This window comes from Miltoncostaea oceani (genome assembly GCF_018141545.1).
Lineage (GTDB): Bacteria > Actinomycetota > Thermoleophilia > Miltoncostaeales > Miltoncostaeaceae > Miltoncostaea > Miltoncostaea oceani.
The window spans coordinates 1174701-1190973 of sequence record NZ_CP064356.1 but is presented as its reverse complement, the minus strand read 5'-3'; the positions used below and the strand labels follow the sequence as shown (position 1 = coordinate 1190973).

Below are 16273 nucleotides of genomic sequence, written 5' to 3'. Positions count from 1 at the left end.
CGCGACGGGCCGGCGCCGGACCCTGGCATGCGTCCCCGGCGCGGGCCATAGTGCGAATGGTTTCCCGTCCGACGCCGTAAAAACGAGGTCCTGTGGAGGCCCAGCCCTTCGACGTCTTCCGCGCCCTGGCCGAGCAGGCGGCGCTGCACCGCGTGGCGTCCGCCGTCGCGGAGTCGATCTCGCCGGTCGCCCTCTACGACCTCGTGGCGGAGGAGGTCGCCGGGCTGCTCGGCGTCGAGGCGGGGATCGTCTGGCGGTTCGAGGGCATGACGTCGGAGGCGGTGGGGAGCTGGGGCGACCACCTCACCATCGTCGGCTCCCGCTTCCCCCTGCGCGGCCACGGCGTGCTGCCGCGGATCTGGGCGACGAACCGCCCGGCGCGCGCGCTGTACGACGAGATCCCGGCCGACGACCCCACGCGTGCCCGCATCGGCCCGGAGGGGTACCGCGCGGGGGTCGGCGCGCCGATCCGCACCAGCGGGGGCATCTGGGGCGCCGTGCTCGCCGCCACGACCCGCCCCGACGGCCTGCCGGAGGGCGCCGAGGAGCGCCTCGGCCGCTTCGCGGAGCTCGTCGGCCTGGCCATCGTCAACAGCGAGGACCGGCGGGCGCTGGCGGACCGCGTCGCCGAGCAGACGGCCCTGGGCCGGGTCGCCGCCGCGGTCGCCGCGGAGTGGCCCCCGGACGAGGTGTTCACGCTGGTCTGCCACGAGGCCGCCCGCCTGACGGGCGCCGTCGGCGGGTGCGTCATCCAGCTCCTCGGGCCCGACGAGGGCCTGATGCGCACGGCGTGGACCGACGGCGGGACCTCGCCGCTCGCGGTCGGGTCGCGGATCCCCCTCGCGCCGCGGTCGGGCGAGCTGCCCGCCGCGGCGGGTGAGGCGCTGCGCAGCGCGCCCACCGCCGGCGGCCCGGACTGGCGGCTCGGGTGGGGCGACGCCGTCACGTGCCCGATCATGATCGCCGGCGTCCGGTGGGGCATCCTCAGCGTCGCGGCGGCCGCCGGCGGGTCGCTCCCCCCCGGCGCGGAGGCGCGCCTCACGCGCCTGGCCGAGCTCGCCGGGGTCGCCGTCGCGAACGCGGAGAGCCGCCGCGAGATCGCCCGCCACGCGGCCGAGCAGGCCGCCCTCCGCCGGGTCGCGACCGCCGTCGCCGCCGACGCGGAGCCGGAGGAGGTCTTCGCGCTCGTGAGCCGGGAGGCCGCCGACCTGCTCGGGGCGGCGTCGGGCCTCGTCATCCACGTCGACGCGCGGCGTGCGATGCACCTCGTCGGGGGGTGGCGGCGCCCGGGCCTGCCGGCGCCGCCCGACGGGCTCAGCGTCCCCATGGCGGACACCGAGACCGCCCGGGCGCTCCACGGCGGCCGGCCGGTGCGCGTCCCGCTCGGGCACCTCGACACCGGCCCGTGGCGCGAGGCCTACGGCGAGAGCGTCGCCGCGCCGATCGGCGTGCACGGCCGCCTCTGGGGGATCCTGTGCGTCAGCCCCGTGGGCGGCGAGCGGATCGCCGCCGACGAGGACGAGCGGCTGCTGGCGTTCGCCCACCTCGTCGGCGTGTCGATCCTGAACGCGGAGAACCGGGCGGCGACGGCGCAGGAGGCGCGGGAGCAGGCGGCCCTCCGCCGCGTCGCGACGGCCGTCGCCGCCACCGCCGACCTCGACGAGGTCTTCGCGCTGATCTGCCGCGAGGCGGCCGCCCTGCTCGACGTGCCGTCGGCCGGGGTGATGCGCTTCCTCGACGAACGCCGCTCCCAGGTGGTCGCGAACTGGACGGCCGAGGGCATGCCCGCCCCCGCCCCCGGGGCGATCATCGACATGGAGGCCCGGCCCGCCGCCGCCGGCGACCTGCGCGCCGGCCGCGCCGCCCACTTCGCCCCCGACGAGGCCTCGCCGTCGTGGACGCGGGCGTTCGACGACGTCGTGGCGGCGCCCATCGTCCTCGGCGGTGAGCTGTGGGGCACCCTCGGCGTCGCCGGGGTCGACGGCCCCCTCGGCGTCGCGATCGAGGCCCGGCTGGCCCGCTTCGCCGACCTGGCCGGCATCGCGGTCGCGAACGAGGAGGCGCGGCGACGCTCCGTCGACGAGGCCGCGGCGCTCATCTCGGGGGGCGCCCTCGACATGCCCTCCACGTTGCAGGCGATCGCCCGGTCGGCGCGTCGCGCCCTCTACGCGGACCGGGTGACGTGCATCGTCGCGGCCGAGGGCGACACCCCGACCGACGTCTTCACCACGGAGGAGGACCCCGCCGTGCGCGCCGAGATCGAGCGCGCCCTGCGCGAGGAGCCCGTCGCCGCCCTCATGTGGAGCCGGATGAGGGAGGGGCGGGACCCGATCACCGAGATGGAGGACGCGGGGGCGGCCGTCGAGGCGGCCACCGGCGTCCGCTCGCCCCTCACGATGGCGTCGTCGATCTCGATCCGCCTCAGGGCCGGCGAGGAGGTGCTCGGCACGATCGTCGCGTCGTACCGGGTGCCGCGGCGGTTCACCCCGCGCGACCGCGCGACCCTTCGCAGCCTCGCGAGCGTCGCCGAGCTGGCGGTCGTCAACGCCCGGCGGCACGCGCTGACCCTCGCCCACCTCGCCGACGCCGAGGAGCGGGCCGCGACGGACCCGCTGACGGGGCTCGTGAACCACCGCGTCTTCCACGAGCGGCTCCGCGAGGAGGTGGAGCGGTCCCGCCGCCACCGCCGTCCGCTGTCGCTCGTGGTGTTCGACCTCGACCACTTCAAGGACGTCAACGACCGCCACGGCCACCAGGCGGGCGACGAGATCCTGGTCGCGGTCGGAGAGTGCCTCGGCGCCCAGGCCCGCCCGGAGGACGTCGTCGCGCGCCTCGGGGGCGAGGAGTTCGCCTGGCTCGTCGCCGAGAGCGACTCGCTCGACGCCTGGCAGGCGGCCGAGCGGGTGCGGGAGGCGGTGCGCCGCCTGCCGGTCGCGGGGGGCGAGCGCCTCACCCTGTCGGCGGGCGTCGCGGAGCTGTCGCAGGCGAGCGACGCGGGCGACCTGCTGCGCCTCGCCGACGGCGCCCTCTACTGGGCGAAGGGGCACGGCCGCGACATCAGCTTCCGCTACTCCCCGGAGGTCGTCGAGGAGCTGTCGGCGCAGGAGCGCGCCGACCGCCTCGAGCGGTCCCAGGCGCTCAACGCGATCCGCGTTCTCGCCCGCGCCGTGGACGCCAAGGACCCGTCGACGCGCCGGCACTCGGAGCGCGTCTCCGAGCTGGCCGACCAGATCGCCGGCGAGCTCGGCTGGCCCGCCGAGCGCCGCGCCCTGCTGCGCGGGGCGGGGCTGGTGCACGACGTCGGCAAGATCGGCGTCCCCGACTCGATCCTCTTCAAGCCCGGCCGGCTCACGTCGGGCGAGTACGAGCAGGTCAAGCAGCACGCCCGCCTCGGCGCGCAGATCGTCGCGGACGTCCTGAGCGCGGAGCAGGTGGTGTGGGTGCGCCACCACCACGAGCGGATCGACGGCGCGGGCTACCCCGACGGCCTGGCGGGCGACGACATCCCCGAGGGATCGCGGGTGCTGGCGGTGGCCGACGCGTGGGACGTCATGACCAGCGACCGCCCCTACGCGCCGCCGATCACCGCCGAGGCGGCGCTGCAGGAGTGCCACCGCGTCGCCGGCAGCCAGTTCTCGCCGGACGTGGTGGACGCCCTGGCGCGCCTCGTCGCCTCGGGCGCCACCCGCGCGGCCGAGCTGATCTGAGCCGCCCCGCTCAGCCGGGCGGCCAGCGCTCCGCGGGCGGGCGGTCGCGGTTCGGCAGCGCCATGCGGCCCGACGCGGGGTCGGCGGCCTCGTACGGCCGGATGACGGGGACCCGCCAGGCCTCGTAGCGGGCGCACGCGGCGTCGGGGTCGCCGGGCTCGGCGGCGACGGCGATCGCGAGGGCCTGGGCGTCGCCCAGCCCGAGGGCCGCGCCGACGCCGGTCTCGGGACCGAAGAAGTGGGCGGCGTCGCCGATGAGGACGACCCCCGGCGTCCACCACCGGGCCGCGCGCAGCACCGCGGGCTCCTGGTAGAGGAGCTGGTCGGTGGAGGTCACCCCGGCGAGGGCGCCGGCGGCCTCCGGCATCAGCGCCGCGAACGTCTCGCGGAACGCCGCGACCCCGGGGGCCACGGCCGCCTCGCGCCCGACGCGGTCGATGGTGCGCCAGCCCGCCGACCCCTCGGGCCAGCCGAGGAGGCCCATCTGGCCGCCGTCGGAGAGGTAGCGCATCGAGAACGACCGGTCGATGACGGCCGGGCTCATGAACGTGAGGGTGGCGTCGGACAGGGCCGACACCTCCGCCTCGAGGCCGGCCATGGCGCGGACGCGCGAGCCCACGCCGTCGCAGGCGACCACGAGGTCGGCCGGCAGGTCCTCCTCCGCGCCGCCGGGGCCCGCGACGCGGACGCCGGTGACCCGGTCCCCGGAGCGGAGCAGGCCCGTGACCCGGGACCCGTGCCGCACGGGGACGCCCTCCCCCACCGCCCCCAGCAGCCTGCCGACCTCCACGCAGACGGCGACGGGGGAGCCGTCGGCGCCCGGGGCGATGTCCCAGCCGAGGGAGCGCACCCGCGCCAGCAGGCCGAGCTCGTCGAGCACCGGGAAGGCCTGGAAGCCGAGCAGGAACGGGCGCGGCTGGTACTCGCCGGGCCCGCGGGGCTCGATCACCTCGGCGGTGACGCCGCGGACCGCCAGGAGGCGCGCGAGGGCGAGGCCGGTGAGGCCGCCCCCGACGATGACGATCCGGCTCACGGGCCGAGGGTACCCCGCCCGGCGGTGGTCTAGCCTCCCGTCCCATGGACGGACCGACGACCGCGGGCGCCACGGGGCCGGCCCGGATCTCCGCCACGCGCTACGTCGCGCCGTTCCGGGAGGGTGGTTCGCTGCCCGCGCTGGTCGAGGCCGACGACGACGGCCTCTACGTGCTGAAGTTCCGCGGCGCCGGCCAGGGACCCCGCGCCCTCGTCGCCGAGCTCGTGGCCGGCGAGGTCGCGCGGACGGTGGGCCTGCCGGTGCCGGAGCTGGCGTTCATCGACCTCGACCCGGACCTCGGGCGCGCCGAGCCCGACCCCGAGATCCAGGACCTGCTGCGCGCGAGCACCGGCCTCAACATCGGCCTCGACTACCTGCCGGGGTCGCTGGCCTACGACCCGGCGGCGGAGCAGGAGGTCGACCCGGACGTCGCGGCGGGGGTCGTGTGGCTCGACGCCCTGCTCACCAACGTCGACCGGACGGCCGCGAACCCGAACCTCCTCGTCTGGCACGGGCGCGTCTGGCTGATCGACCACGGCGCCGCCCTGTACCGCCACCACCAGGACTGGACGCTGGAGGGCGCGTGGAGCCGGCCGTTCCCGGCGATCGCCCACCACGTGCTGCTCGGCGTCGCCGGGTCCGTCGCCGACGCGGACGCCCGGCTCGCGCCGGCGCTGACGGAGGCCGAGATCGGGCGCATCACCGACCTGATCCCCGACGCCTGGCTCGAGGACGAGGAGGGCGTCGCCCCGGCGGACCGGCGGCGGGCGTACCGCGACCACCTCGTGCGGCGCATGGCGGCGCCCCGGGCCTTCGCGGCCGAGGCGGAGGAGGCCCGTGCCGCCGCGTAGCCCCTTCCAGTACGCGATCCTGCGGGTCGTGCCGAGGGTCGAGCGGGGCGAGTGCCTCAACGCCGGCGTCGTGGTCTTCGCCCGCACGCGCGACTTCCTCGGGATGCGCGTCGCCCTCGACGCGGACCGCCTGCGGGCCCTCGACCCCGGCACCGACCCCGGCCCGGTCGCGGCGCAGCTCGAGGGCCGCGCGCGGATCGCGGCGGGCGACCCCGACGCCGGCCCGATCGCGCGGATGCCCGTCCACCAGCGGTTCCACTGGCTCGTGGCGCCCTCCAGCACCGTCGTGCAGCCGTCGGCCGTCCACACGGGCCTCTGCGACGACCCGCAGGAGACGCTCGACCGGCTCTTCCGGTCGCTCGTCGGCTGAGGCCGCCGGCGCGGTCCGTCGGTTAGGCTCGGAGCCATGACCGAGAGACCTCCCGAGACCCCTCCCGCCTGCGAGCGCTGCGGCGTCCGCACCTACCCGACGCGCCGCGAGATGCGGATGCACCAGCTGCGCGCGGGGGCGATCCCCGAGAACAAGACCGTCGACGTGTGGCGCTGCCCCTCGTGCGGCCTCGAGGCGCCGCGCGGCTGATCCGGCCCGCAGGTCCAGCACCCACCCCCCGCGCCCGGGGGGGGTGACGCCGCGGGGCCCGTTGCTACGCTCGGCGCAGAGTGAGTGACTGGGTCATCGAGGTGATCGATGCGCTCGGGTACGTCGGCCTCGCGGCCCTGATGTTCCTCGAGTGCGTCTTCCCCCCCATTCCGAGCGAGGCGATCCTCCCCTTCGTGGGGTTCGCCGTCGGTGAGGGCACCCTGTCGTTCCCGCTGGTGATCCTCGCCGCGACGGTCGGCTCGCTGCTCGGCAACGTGCTGCTCTACGTCGCGGCGCGGCGCGGGGGCGTCGCCCTCATCCAGCGGCACGGCCAGCGCGTCGGCGCCACCCCGGAGCGGCTGCTGCGCCTCGAGCGCTGGTTCGACCGCTGGGGCTCCGCGACGGTCCTCGCGTGCCGCGCGATCCCCCTCGTGCGGAGCACGGTGTCGCTGCCCGCCGGGCTCGCGCGCTACTCGCTGCCGAAGTTCCTCGTGCTCACGACCATCGGCAGCGCCATCTGGAACACCACGCTGATCAGCATCGGGTGGGCCCTCGACGACCAGTGGCGCGCCGTCGAGGACCGGATGAGCGGCGTCAGCTACGTCGTGGTCGCGGTCCTGGTGGTCGGCTGCGTCGTGCTCGCGCTCGTCGCGCGGCGCCGCGGACGCCGGGCGGCGCCCTCCGCCTGACCCGCGCGCGGGGGCCGGTCGTGGTGCGCGCCCTCCTGTTCGACGTCTTCGGGACGTGCGTGGACTGGCGCTCCGGCGTCGCCCGCGAGATCGCCGCGGTCGCGGCGCGGCGTGGGCTCCCCGGCGTCGACCCCCTCGCGGCCGCCGACGCCTGGCGGGCCCGCTACGCGCCGCAGCTCGAGACGGTGCGCAGCGGCGCGCGACCGTGGACCGACCTGGACGTCCTGCACCGCGAGGGCCTCGACCAGATCGCCGGGTCCTGCGGCCTCGGGGCCCTCGACGACGCGGACCGGGACGCCCTCACGGGGGCGTGGCACCGCCTCGACCCGTGGCCCGACACCCTCGAGGGGCTCGCCCGGCTGCGCGCCCGGTACGTCGTCGCCCCCGTCTCGAACGGCCACATCGCCCTGATCGTGGACATGGCCCGCCGGGCGGGGATGGTGTGGGACGCCGTGCTCGGGGCCGAGGTCGCCGGCACGTACAAGCCGCGTCCCGAGGTCTACCTCCGGAGCGCCGCGGCGCTCGGGCGGGCGCCGGGCGACTGCATGATGGTCGCCGCCCACGGGTCGGATCTGGTCGCCGCCGCGGGGTGCGGCCTGCGCACGGCCTTCGTCCACCGCCCCCGCGAGCACGGCCCCGGGCAGACGACCGACCTGTCGCCACCGCCCGGCGTGGACGTTGTGGCGGCGGACCTCGTCGACCTGGCGGAGCGCCTCGGCTGCTGACGGACCGGGGCGGCGGCGTCCCCCGCCGCCGCCCCGCGGGCGTCAGTCGGTGAACATCGAGGAGACGGCCTCGACCTCGATCCGGACGATCACGCGCACCTCGCCGGGCGCGCGGAACGGGTAGACGTCCTGGCCGAGGTACTTCTTCGCCATCGCGTCGATGTGGGCGTCGGCGCCCTCGTGCGTCAGCTCGAGGACCCGCCCACGCACGCTCGCGTGGTTGTAGGGGTTCGTCTGCTGGTGCACGGACAGGCCGACACGCGGGTCGCGCCGCATGTCGTCGGTCTTGCGCCGGCCCTCGGCGGTGTTGATGACGATCACGTCGCCGTCCAGGTCGACCCAGACGGGCGAGACGTGCGGGTGGCCGTCCTCGGCCACCGTCGCCAGGTGCACGAAGTTGACCTCCTCGAACAGCGTCCGCTCACGGTCGTTCAGGCTCGCCAATGGTCCTCCTCGGGGTGTGGGCGGCCGACGCTAGCGGGCGGCGTCGCCGGGCGCCTCCACGCGGACGCGGCGGGGGACGACGATCGTCGCCTCGAAGACCTGCGCCACCTCGTCCTCCTGGTTGAGGGTCGTCGTCCGCATGGTCACCAGCCCCCGGTCGGGGCGGCTGCGGGACTCCCGGACCGCGACGATCTCGCAGACCGCGCGGAGCGTGTCGCCGGCGCGCGTCGGCCGCGGCCAGTCGATGCGCCCCCCGGCGCCGATCAGCCCGCCGGCGATCCGCGGCCCCCCCTCGACCTGCAGGCGCATCGTCACCCCCGCCGTGTGCCACCCGCTGGCGGCGAGGCCGCCGAAGAGGGAGTCGCGGCCCGCGGCGTCGTCGAGGTGGAACGGCTGCGGGTCGTAGGACGCCGCGAACGCGGTCATCTCGTCCGTGGTCAGCGTGTGCGCGCCCGTCTCCCACGTCATCCCGGGGGCGAGGTCCTCCAGGTGCAGGAGCGGGCGCGGGTCGTCACCGGGGGTCATGCCGGGACCCTCTCACGCCGGGTCGGCGGCGGTCGGCGGGTGGTTTCCGTGCCGCGCGGGGGACGAAGATCACTGGCGCCGCCCCGCGCCCCCCGCCACACTGACCGCTGGGCACGGAGGCGACCGGGGGGGACATGGGCGGACCGGACGAGGGCGCGGGGCGGGGGCGGACCGAGACGCGCGACGAGATCGTCGCGCGGGTGGTGCGCGAGCAGGAGGAGCTGCACCCCTCCCCCGTGTACGGGGCCCGCGCGATGCGGCGCCTCCGGATCTACCTCGTCGCGATCTTCCCGATCGGCCTGGTGCTCGGGTGGCTCTCGGGGGTCGCCTTCGGATGGAACGTCGCCGAGTGGGGCGGGTTCGCCGTCGGGCTGTGGCTCGCGCTCGGCTACATCGGCTACGTCCTGCTCGCCGAGCGCGACGACGGCCGGATCGCCGCCGACGTGCGCCGCGTGATGGAGCGCCACCGGGACTGACCCCCGGGCGGCACCGATCCCGGGCCCGGCCGCGCCGGGGGGGTTAACGTCGATCGGGTGACCCTCCGCCGCATCGCCTGCGTCGTCGCCCTGCTGCTGTGCGCCGCGACGCCGGCGGTCGGCGCGGCCGACGTCCGCACCGCGACGCCCCGCGACAACGGCGCGCACCCCGGAGCGGGCGACCGCACCGAGTGGTGGTTCGTGAGCGCCCTCTCGCCGGGGACCGACTTCGCCGTCGCCGCCGCGCTCGGCAGCGAGTTCCCCGGTTCGCCGTCCGCGACGGTCGTGTTCCTCTATCTGCCGGACGGGAGCGTCCACACCGTCGCCCGGCCGCAGCCGGTCGAGGGCACCCCGGCCACCGACGACGTCGACGTGCGCCTCGGCACGGACCGCCTGCGCCGGGTCGCCCCCGGCGTGTACCGGCTGACGATCGACATGCGCGGCGGCTTCCCCCTGCACGGCGCCCCCGTCGGGCGCGTGCGGCTCGACCTGACGATCCGGGCCACCGCCCCCGGCTTCACCGCCGGCCCGCTGGAGCTGCCCGACGGGCAGGACCTGTCGTGGACGGTCGCCGCCCCGTCGGCCCGCGTGTCGGGGGTCGTCGAGGTCGACGGGCGCCGGTACGCGCTCGACGGCGCCCCCGGCTACCACGACCACAACTACGGGGAGTTCGACCTCGCCGACGACGCCCACGGCGGCTGGGACTGGAGCCAGGTCCACCTGCCCGCCGGCCGGAGCCTCGTGACCGGCATCGTCCGCCCGTCCGACCCGTCCCTGCGCGACGGCGTCGCGGTGCTGTCCGGGCCGGACGGCCGCCTCGGCGAGGCGCGCGCCGAGGACGTCACCGTCACCCGCGGCCGGTGGTCGCGGGTCGGGCCGCTCTACTACCCGCGCGACCTGACACTGCGGGCGCGCCTCAGCGACGGCTGGAGCATCCGCGTGCGGTACCGCGCCCGCCACGCCGCCCCGCTGTCGTTCAGCCTCGACGGGTCGAGCGCCCTCGTCGAGATCGAGTCGCGGGCCTCCGGTGAGCTCCGACGGGACGGGCGCGTCGTGTCGCGCTGGACGGGGGCACCCGGCTTCTACGAGTACGAGTCGACGCCGATCACCCGCCAGCGCGACGCCGTCCCCGGCAGCGCCGCCTGGGCGGGGGGCCTGACGCGCGCGGCGGCGCGCACGTTGCAGGCCGCCACGGCGGCGGCGTAGGACCCCTCGGGCGAGGGGTGCCCCCGCCGGGGGGCGGGGTCATACTCGGGGGGATGCACGTCGTCCACGCACTCGCGCTGCGCCGCGTCGCGCTGACCGCGACGGGGCTCGCCGCCACCCTCGGGGCCCACGCGCTCACCGCCGGCGACCTGCGCATCGCCGCGACCGCCCCCGTGCTGTGGGCGACCCTGCTGCTGGCGGCCGCGATGTGCGGCGGCCGCCGGGCGCTGCGGCCGCGCTCGTATGCGGCGCTCGCCGTGATGCTGGCGGGGGCGCAGACGCTGATGCACCTCGTGCTGGTGGTGGCGCCGTGGTCGCTCGGCCTCGCCCCCCACCACCACGCGCTGCCGCCGGTCGACGCGCGCTCGGCGGCGCTCCACCTCGTCGCCGCCCTGGTCCTCGCGGTGCTCCTGCGCCGCGCCGACCTGGTGCTCGCCGCGATCACGACGGCGGCCGCCGTCGTCGGCCGGGTGCTCGCGACGCCCACGGCGGACCGCCCCGGGCGACGCCCCCCGGAGCGCGTCGCGGCCTGGGTGGCGGCGCACCGGGGCACGACGCCGCGCCGGCCCCGCACCTCCCGGGGCCCCCCGTGCGCCGTGTCCCCGGCCCGACCCGCGGTGGCGCCCACGCGCTGACCGGGGGACCGGGGCCGGACGCACGCCGCCCACCGACCCGCCGGCCGACGCCGGCGCGGTCACCGACCCCATCCCCCGGAGGAACGCATGCCCGTCCCCACCCGCACCCGCCGCCTGCTCGTCCCGGCCGCCGCGGCCCTCGTCGCAGCCGTCGCCGCGGCGCCCGCGTACGCCCACAGCGAGGCCGTCGCGAGCTCCCCGCGACACGGCAGCACGCTCACGCGCGTCCCCGCACAGATGACCGTCACGTTCGGCGAGCCGATCGGCCGCCTCGGCGCGATGCGGGTCACCCGCAACCGTGCCGGCGACCTCGTGAGGTCGGCGCGCATCGCCCCCGGGAACGCGCGCCGCGCGGTGATCACCCTGAAGCGCCCGGGGCCGAGGAAGCAGGCCGGTCTCTACCGCCTCACGTGGCGCGTGACGAGCGCCGACGGCCACCCCGTCAGCGGGGTCGTCGTGTTCCGGGTGCGCACCTGATCGCGGCGCCCATTCCGCCAGAAACTGCAGATCGAGACGCCGGGCGGGTTGACGGTGCGGCCGGGCGGGAACCCCCGCCCGTCATCATCAACCGGAAGGAGCCCCCAGTGCTCTGGACCATCATCGTCATCATCGTCGTGATCCTGGCCGTCATCGGCCTGCTGTCCGTCCTGCGCGGTCGCGCCTAGCGCCCGCCCCGGGCCCCGCCACGGCGGGGTCCGGGGACGTACGCTCCCGGGGTGCGGATCGAGATCGAGCACCGGCTGGACGTCGCCCCCGAGAGGATCTTCGCCGTCGTGTCCGACCCGGCACGCCGCGCGGAGTGGCAGGACAACACCCGTGACGTCCGGGTCCTGACCCCCGGCCCCGCGGGCCTCGGCACGCGGTGGACCGAGACGCAACGCGGCGTCGGGCACACCGAGGTGGAGGTCGTCGCGTTCGACCCGCCGACCACCTGGTCGGAGGCGGGCACCGCCGACGGCGGCGGCGCGACGGTGGCGATCGTGCTGCACCCCGACGGCGCGGAGGCGACGCGGGTCGCCGTGACGGTCGACCTGAGGCTGCGCGGCGCGCGGCGCCTGATGGGCGCGGCGATCGCCCCGATCATCCGGTCGCAGGTGCCCCGCGACCTCGACCGGCTCGCCGACCTGGCGCGGCGCGAGGGCTGACGCCCCCCGGCGCCGCCGCCCCTACGCGGGGAGGGCGCCGAGCCAGTCGATGAGGATGCGGTTGAGCTGCGCGGGGCGCTCCTGCGGCACCCAGTGCCCGCACCCGGGGAGGACGTGGGACGCCATGAGCCCGGGCATGGTGCGCGGGAAGGAGGCGATCGCGTCGGCCATCCAGGCGAGGGAGGCGTCGCGCTCGCCGCCGACGAACAGCGCGGGCCGGGTGACGGGGGCGCCGTCCCACGCCGCGAGGTCCTCCCAGTCGCGGTCGACGTTGCGGTACCGCGCCAGGGCCCCGGCGGGCCCGTTGGCGGCGAGGGCGGCCGCGGCGACGTCGAGGTCCTCCTCCGTGAGCCACGGCGGCAGCGGCACGTCGTCGCCGGGGAAGCGGTCGCGCATCCGCCCGCCGCGGGGGATGGTGAACACCCCGCGGACGCCGGCGGGCGGGTCGGCCTCGCCGGCGAGCGCCAGGTGGAGGCCCCGGAGCCAGCCGCGCGGATCCGCGGCGATCTCCGCGTCGGCGCGCCCCGGCTCCTGGAACCAGGAGACGTAGAACTCCTCGTCGCCCCCGGCCATCGCGAACGCGTCGGTGGGGCGCATGCCGCCGCGCGGGGCGTACGGCACGCCGATGGTGGCGACGGCGGTGAACACGTCGGGGCGCAGCAGCGCCGAGTTCGCCGCGATCGGCGACCCCCAGTCGTGGCCGACGACGACGGCGGTGCCAACGCCGAGGGCCCGCACCACGCCGACGTCGTCGGCGACGTGAGCGAGCATGCCGTAGGCGGCGACGTCGGCGGGCGCCGACGAGCCGCCGTACCCGCGGACGTCGATGGCGACGGCCCGGTAACCGGCGCCGGCGAGGGCGGGGAGCTGGTGCCGCCACGTGTGCCACGACCCGAGGAAGCCGTGGACGAGCAGCACGAGCGGACCGGCCCCCTGCTCGACGAGGTGGATGTGGCCCCCGGGGACGTGGACGGTGCGGTGGACGGCCCCGGCGGGCGTCGGATCGGGTGTGGTGGTCATGCCACCGACGATGGCGGGCGGTCGCGGGGGCATCAACACGCCGTGCCGTCCCGGCAAAACTGTGCCCGCGGGACCGGCGCCCGCATATGCTGGGGCGCATGGAGCCCGGACCGGTTCCCCGCCCGCTGATCCTGGCCGTGGACGACGACCCCGCCGTGGGGCGCGCGATCGAGCGGGACCTGAAGACCCGCTACGGGATGCGGTACCGCGTGCTGCGCGCCGACTCCGGGGAGGCGGGCCTCGCCGTGGTCGAGCAGCTCGTCCGCCGCGGTGAGCCGGTGGCCCTGCTGGTCGCCGACCAGCGCATGCCGGGGATGGACGGCGTCGAGTTCCTGCGGCGGGCGCTGCGGATGGCGCCGCGCGCGAAGCGCACCCTCCTCACGGCGTACGCCGACACCGAGGCGGCGATCCTCGCCATCAACGAGATCCGCCTCGACCACTACCTGATGAAGCCGTGGAGCCCGCCGGAGGACCGGCTGTACCCGGTGCTCGACGACCTGCTGGAGGACTGGGAGGCCGACGCGGCGGCCCGCTCCGCGGAGCCGGGCCTGCGGCTGGTCGGCCACCGCTTCTCGGCGCGCTCGCACGCGACGCGCGACTTCCTCGCCCGCAACGGCGTCCCGTACCGGTGGCTCGACCGGGGGGACGCGGAGGCGATCTCCCTCCTCGCCGCGGCGGGGCGGGGCGACGACGACCTGCCGGTGCTGGTGTTCGAGGACGGCGAGGCGATGGTGCGCCCCGACCAGGCGCGGCTGGCGGCGCGCATCGGCCTGCACACCGTCGCCGACCTGCCCTTCTACGACCTGGTGATCCTGGGGGGCGGCCCGGCGGGGCTGGCGGCGGCCGTGTACGGCGCCTCGGAGGGCCTGCGGACCCTGCTCGTCGAACGCCACGCGACGGGCGGCCAGGCGGGTCAGAGCTCCCGCATCGAGAACTACCTGGGCTTCCCCACCGGGCTGAGCGGCGCCGACCTCGCCCGCCGGGCGACCGTCCAGGCCCGCCGCCTCGGCGCGGAGATGCTGACGGCGCGGGAGGTCACGTCGATCCGCGAGAACGGCCCGTCGCGGGTGATCGTGCTCGACGGCGGCGAGGAGATCGGCGCGCACAGCGTCCTCGTCGCGACGGGGGTCCACTACGCGCGCCTCGACGCACCCGGCGTCGAGGAGCTGACGGGGTCGGGCGTCTACTACGGGGCCTCCCCCGCCGAGGCCGGCGAGATGGAGGGCGAGGACGTCGTCGTGGTGGGCGCGGCGAACTCGGCGGGCCAGGCGGCGATCGACCTCGCGTCGCGGGCACGGCGGGTGACGTTGCTGTGCCGGGGGCCGGAGCTGGCGCGGAGCATGTCCCACTACCTCGTCGAGCGCATCGAGTCGCTCCCCAACATCGATGTGCGCACCGGGACGGTCGTGGCGGGGGCGTCGGGCGACGGGCGGCTGGAGGAGCTGACGATCGCGACGGGCGGCGTGGAGGAGCGGCTCGCGGTGGCGGCGGCGTTCGTCTTCATCGGCGCCCGCCCGCAGACGGACTGGCTCGGGGACGTGGTCGCGCGGGACGCCGCCGGGTTCCTGGTGTCGGGGGCGTCGCTGCAGCGCGTGGAGGGCCGGCACCGGTGGCGGCTCGACCGCGACCCCCTGCCGCTGGAGACGAGCCTGCCGGGCGTCTTCGTGGCGGGGGACGTGCGCGACCAGTCGGTGAAGCGGGTGGCGTCCGCCGTCGGGGAGGGGTCGATGGCCGTGCAGCTGGTCCACCAGTACCTGGGCGGCCTGGCGCCCGTCGCGTCGTGACCGCCGCCCGCCTCCGCGAGGTGGCGATCCTCGCCGCCCTCGACGACGACGAGATCGCCCGGCTGGCCGAGGCCGGCCGGGTCCGCCGGCTCGCGCCCGGCGAGCGCCTGTTCCGCCAGGGCGACCGCGCGACGGCGTTCCACATCGTGCTGGAGGGGTCGCTGGAGACGACGCGCGCGGTGGCCGGCGAGCAGGTGCTGATGATGACCCACGCGGCGGGGGGCTACCTCGGTGCCCTGGCCCTCCTCACGGATGCGCCGTACCGCGCGTCGACGGTCGCGGTGGTGGAGACGACGGTCTTTGAGGTCGACGGCGACGAGCTGCGGCGCCTCGCGTTCGCCCATCCCCTGCTGATGCGGGAGTTCCTGCCGGCGATGGAGTCGGTCAGCGCCACGATCCGCGGCATCGAGCGGGACCGGGAGAAGCTGCTCGCGGTGGGGAAGCTGGCGGCGGGGCTGGCGCACGAGCTGAACAACCCCGCGGCGGCGGCGTCCCGGAGCGTCGCGACGTTGCGGGAGTACGAGCGGCGCCGGCAGGCGGCGTTCGCGGAGATCGCGGGGACGGGCGCGCCGGCGGAGCAGCTCGCCGCCCTCGCGGGGTTCGGCGTCGCGGCGACGGAGCAGACGGTGCCGGGTGAGCCGCTCGACCCGATCGCCCGGGGCGAGCGGGAGGACGCCCTCGCGGCGGTGCTGCAGCGGCGGGGTGTCGGCGACCCGTACGGGATCGCGTCGTCGCTGGGTGAGGCGGGACTCGGCGAGGAGTGGATCGACCGCGTCGCGGACGCCGTCGGGGAGGCGTGCCTGGAGCCGGGCCTCCGGTTCGTGGGGGCGTGCGCGGGCACCCGCGTCGTGCTGGCGGAGCTGGAGGGCGCGACGACCCGCATCAGCGACCTCGTCGAGTCGGTCCGCGGCTACTCGTACATGGACCAGTCGCCGCAGCAGGCGGTCGACGTCCACGCGGGCCTGGAGGACACGATCTCCCTGCTGGCCCACGAGCTGCGGGGCAAGGGCATCGAGGTCGTCCGCGACCTCGACCCGGACCTCCCCCCGGTCGAGGCCGTCGGCTCGGAGCTGAACCAGGTGTGGACGAACCTGATCGACAACGCCATCGACGCGGTCGCCCCGGGCGGCACGATCACGGTCCGCACCGAGCTCCGGGGGGAGCGGGTGCTGGTGGAGGTCGCCGACGACGGCCCCGGCATCCCGCAGGAGATCCAGGCGCGGATCTTCGACGCGTTCTTCACGACGAAGCCCGTCGGCCAGGGGACGGGCCTCGGACTCGACATCTCACAGCGGATCGTCCTGCGCCACCACGGCGAGATGCGCCTCGAGTCGTCCCCGGGGGACACCCGGTTCCAGGTGATCCTCCCCCTCCGCTGAGGGGGCGGCGCGACGGCGACCCCCCGGACGGGGCGGACGACCGCCGCGCCGTGACGCCCCGCCGCGGCCGTGGC

17 protein-coding genes are annotated in these 16273 nt (G+C 76.9%); 13 read left to right on the top strand and 4 right to left on the bottom strand.

The features are described 5' to 3' along the window. The first annotated feature begins 92 nt into the window (after positions 1-92). Positions 93-3707, top strand: coding sequence for a diguanylate cyclase (locus IU369_RS06015; protein ID WP_217923667.1), 3615 nt, complete (start codon positions 93-95; stop codon positions 3705-3707). Between the two features lie 10 nt (positions 3708-3717). On the opposite strand, the gene IU369_RS06010 is transcribed toward IU369_RS06015, so the two are convergent. Continuing rightward, on the bottom strand, positions 3718-4740 hold the full coding sequence (locus IU369_RS06010) for an FAD-dependent monooxygenase (RefSeq protein WP_217923666.1): 1023 nt from the start codon (positions 4738-4740) through the stop codon (positions 3718-3720). 44 nt (positions 4741-4784) lie between these two features. Between IU369_RS06010 and IU369_RS06005 the strand changes: the two genes are divergently transcribed. From IU369_RS06005 to IU369_RS05985, 5 genes are all read left to right on the top strand, one after another. After that, entirely contained in the window at positions 4785-5591 is an 807-nt protein-coding gene (locus tag IU369_RS06005) for a HipA family kinase (protein WP_217923665.1), read from the top strand. Beyond that, the gene (locus IU369_RS06000; RefSeq protein WP_217923664.1) at positions 5578-5961 is read left to right on the top strand and encodes a DUF3037 domain-containing protein; all 384 of its coding nucleotides are present in this window, start codon (positions 5578-5580) and stop codon (positions 5959-5961) included. The genes IU369_RS06005 and IU369_RS06000 overlap by 14 nt, the downstream gene beginning before the upstream one ends. A 36-nt stretch (positions 5962-5997) precedes the next feature. Beyond that, positions 5998-6171, top strand: a complete 174-nt coding sequence (locus IU369_RS05995) for a hypothetical protein (RefSeq protein ID WP_217923663.1) — start codon at positions 5998-6000, stop codon at positions 6169-6171. An 80-nt stretch (positions 6172-6251) separates the two neighbouring features. Then, positions 6252-6860, top strand: coding sequence for a DedA family protein (locus IU369_RS05990; RefSeq protein WP_217923662.1), 609 nt, complete (start codon positions 6252-6254; stop codon positions 6858-6860). 20 nt (positions 6861-6880) lie between these two features. After that, complete coding sequence (locus IU369_RS05985; protein ID WP_217923661.1) at positions 6881-7585, top strand: haloacid dehalogenase type II; 705 nt, start codon at positions 6881-6883, stop codon at positions 7583-7585. Positions 7586-7627: 42 nt separating this feature from the next. On the opposite strand, the gene IU369_RS05980 is transcribed toward IU369_RS05985, so the two are convergent. Then, positions 7628-8029 carry a PPOX class F420-dependent oxidoreductase gene (locus IU369_RS05980; protein WP_217923660.1) on the bottom strand — a complete coding sequence of 134 codons (402 nt, stop codon included), beginning with the start codon at positions 8027-8029 and terminating at the stop codon, positions 7628-7630. A gap of 30 nt (positions 8030-8059) precedes the next feature. Next, positions 8060-8554 (bottom strand): MaoC family dehydratase, encoded by a 495-nt coding sequence (locus IU369_RS05975; RefSeq protein WP_217923659.1) that lies wholly within the window; start codon positions 8552-8554, stop codon positions 8060-8062. Positions 8555-8688: 134 nt separating this feature from the next. On the opposite strand from IU369_RS05975, the gene IU369_RS05970 reads away from it, so the two are divergent. The 5 genes from IU369_RS05970 (at position 8689) to IU369_RS05950 (ending at position 12016) form a co-directional block, all read left to right on the top strand. Further along, entirely contained in the window at positions 8689-9030 is a 342-nt protein-coding gene (locus tag IU369_RS05970; RefSeq protein ID WP_217923658.1) for a hypothetical protein, read from the top strand. A gap of 57 nt (positions 9031-9087) precedes the next feature. Next, on the top strand, positions 9088-10236 hold the full coding sequence (locus IU369_RS05965) for a hypothetical protein (protein ID WP_217923657.1): 1149 nt from the start codon (positions 9088-9090) through the stop codon (positions 10234-10236). A gap of 53 nt (positions 10237-10289) precedes the next feature. Further along, complete coding sequence (locus IU369_RS05960; protein ID WP_217923656.1) at positions 10290-10871, top strand: hypothetical protein; 582 nt, start codon at positions 10290-10292, stop codon at positions 10869-10871. An 87-nt stretch (positions 10872-10958) separates the two neighbouring features. Further along, the gene (locus IU369_RS05955) at positions 10959-11348 is read left to right on the top strand and encodes a copper resistance CopC family protein (RefSeq protein WP_217923655.1); all 390 of its coding nucleotides are present in this window, start codon (positions 10959-10961) and stop codon (positions 11346-11348) included. Between the two features lie 239 nt (positions 11349-11587). After that, on the top strand, positions 11588-12016 hold the full coding sequence (locus IU369_RS05950) for an SRPBCC family protein (RefSeq protein WP_217923654.1): 429 nt from the start codon (positions 11588-11590) through the stop codon (positions 12014-12016). Between the two features lie 21 nt (positions 12017-12037). On the opposite strand, the gene IU369_RS05945 is transcribed toward IU369_RS05950, so the two are convergent. After that, positions 12038-13036 carry an alpha/beta fold hydrolase gene (locus tag IU369_RS05945; RefSeq protein ID WP_217923653.1) on the bottom strand — a complete coding sequence of 333 codons (999 nt, stop codon included), beginning with the start codon at positions 13034-13036 and terminating at the stop codon, positions 12038-12040. A gap of 98 nt (positions 13037-13134) precedes the next feature. On the opposite strand from IU369_RS05945, the gene IU369_RS05940 reads away from it, so the two are divergent. Both IU369_RS05940 and IU369_RS05935 read left to right on the top strand, forming a co-directional pair. After that, a complete protein-coding gene (locus tag IU369_RS05940) occupies positions 13135-14820 on the top strand; it encodes an FAD-dependent oxidoreductase (RefSeq protein WP_217923652.1) in 1686 nt (561 codons plus the stop codon). Then, positions 14817-16199 carry a sensor histidine kinase gene (locus IU369_RS05935; RefSeq protein WP_217923651.1) on the top strand — a complete coding sequence of 461 codons (1383 nt, stop codon included), beginning with the start codon at positions 14817-14819 and terminating at the stop codon, positions 16197-16199. Before IU369_RS05940 ends, IU369_RS05935 begins: the two co-directional genes overlap by 4 nt. Positions 16200-16273: the final 74 nt, after the last annotated feature.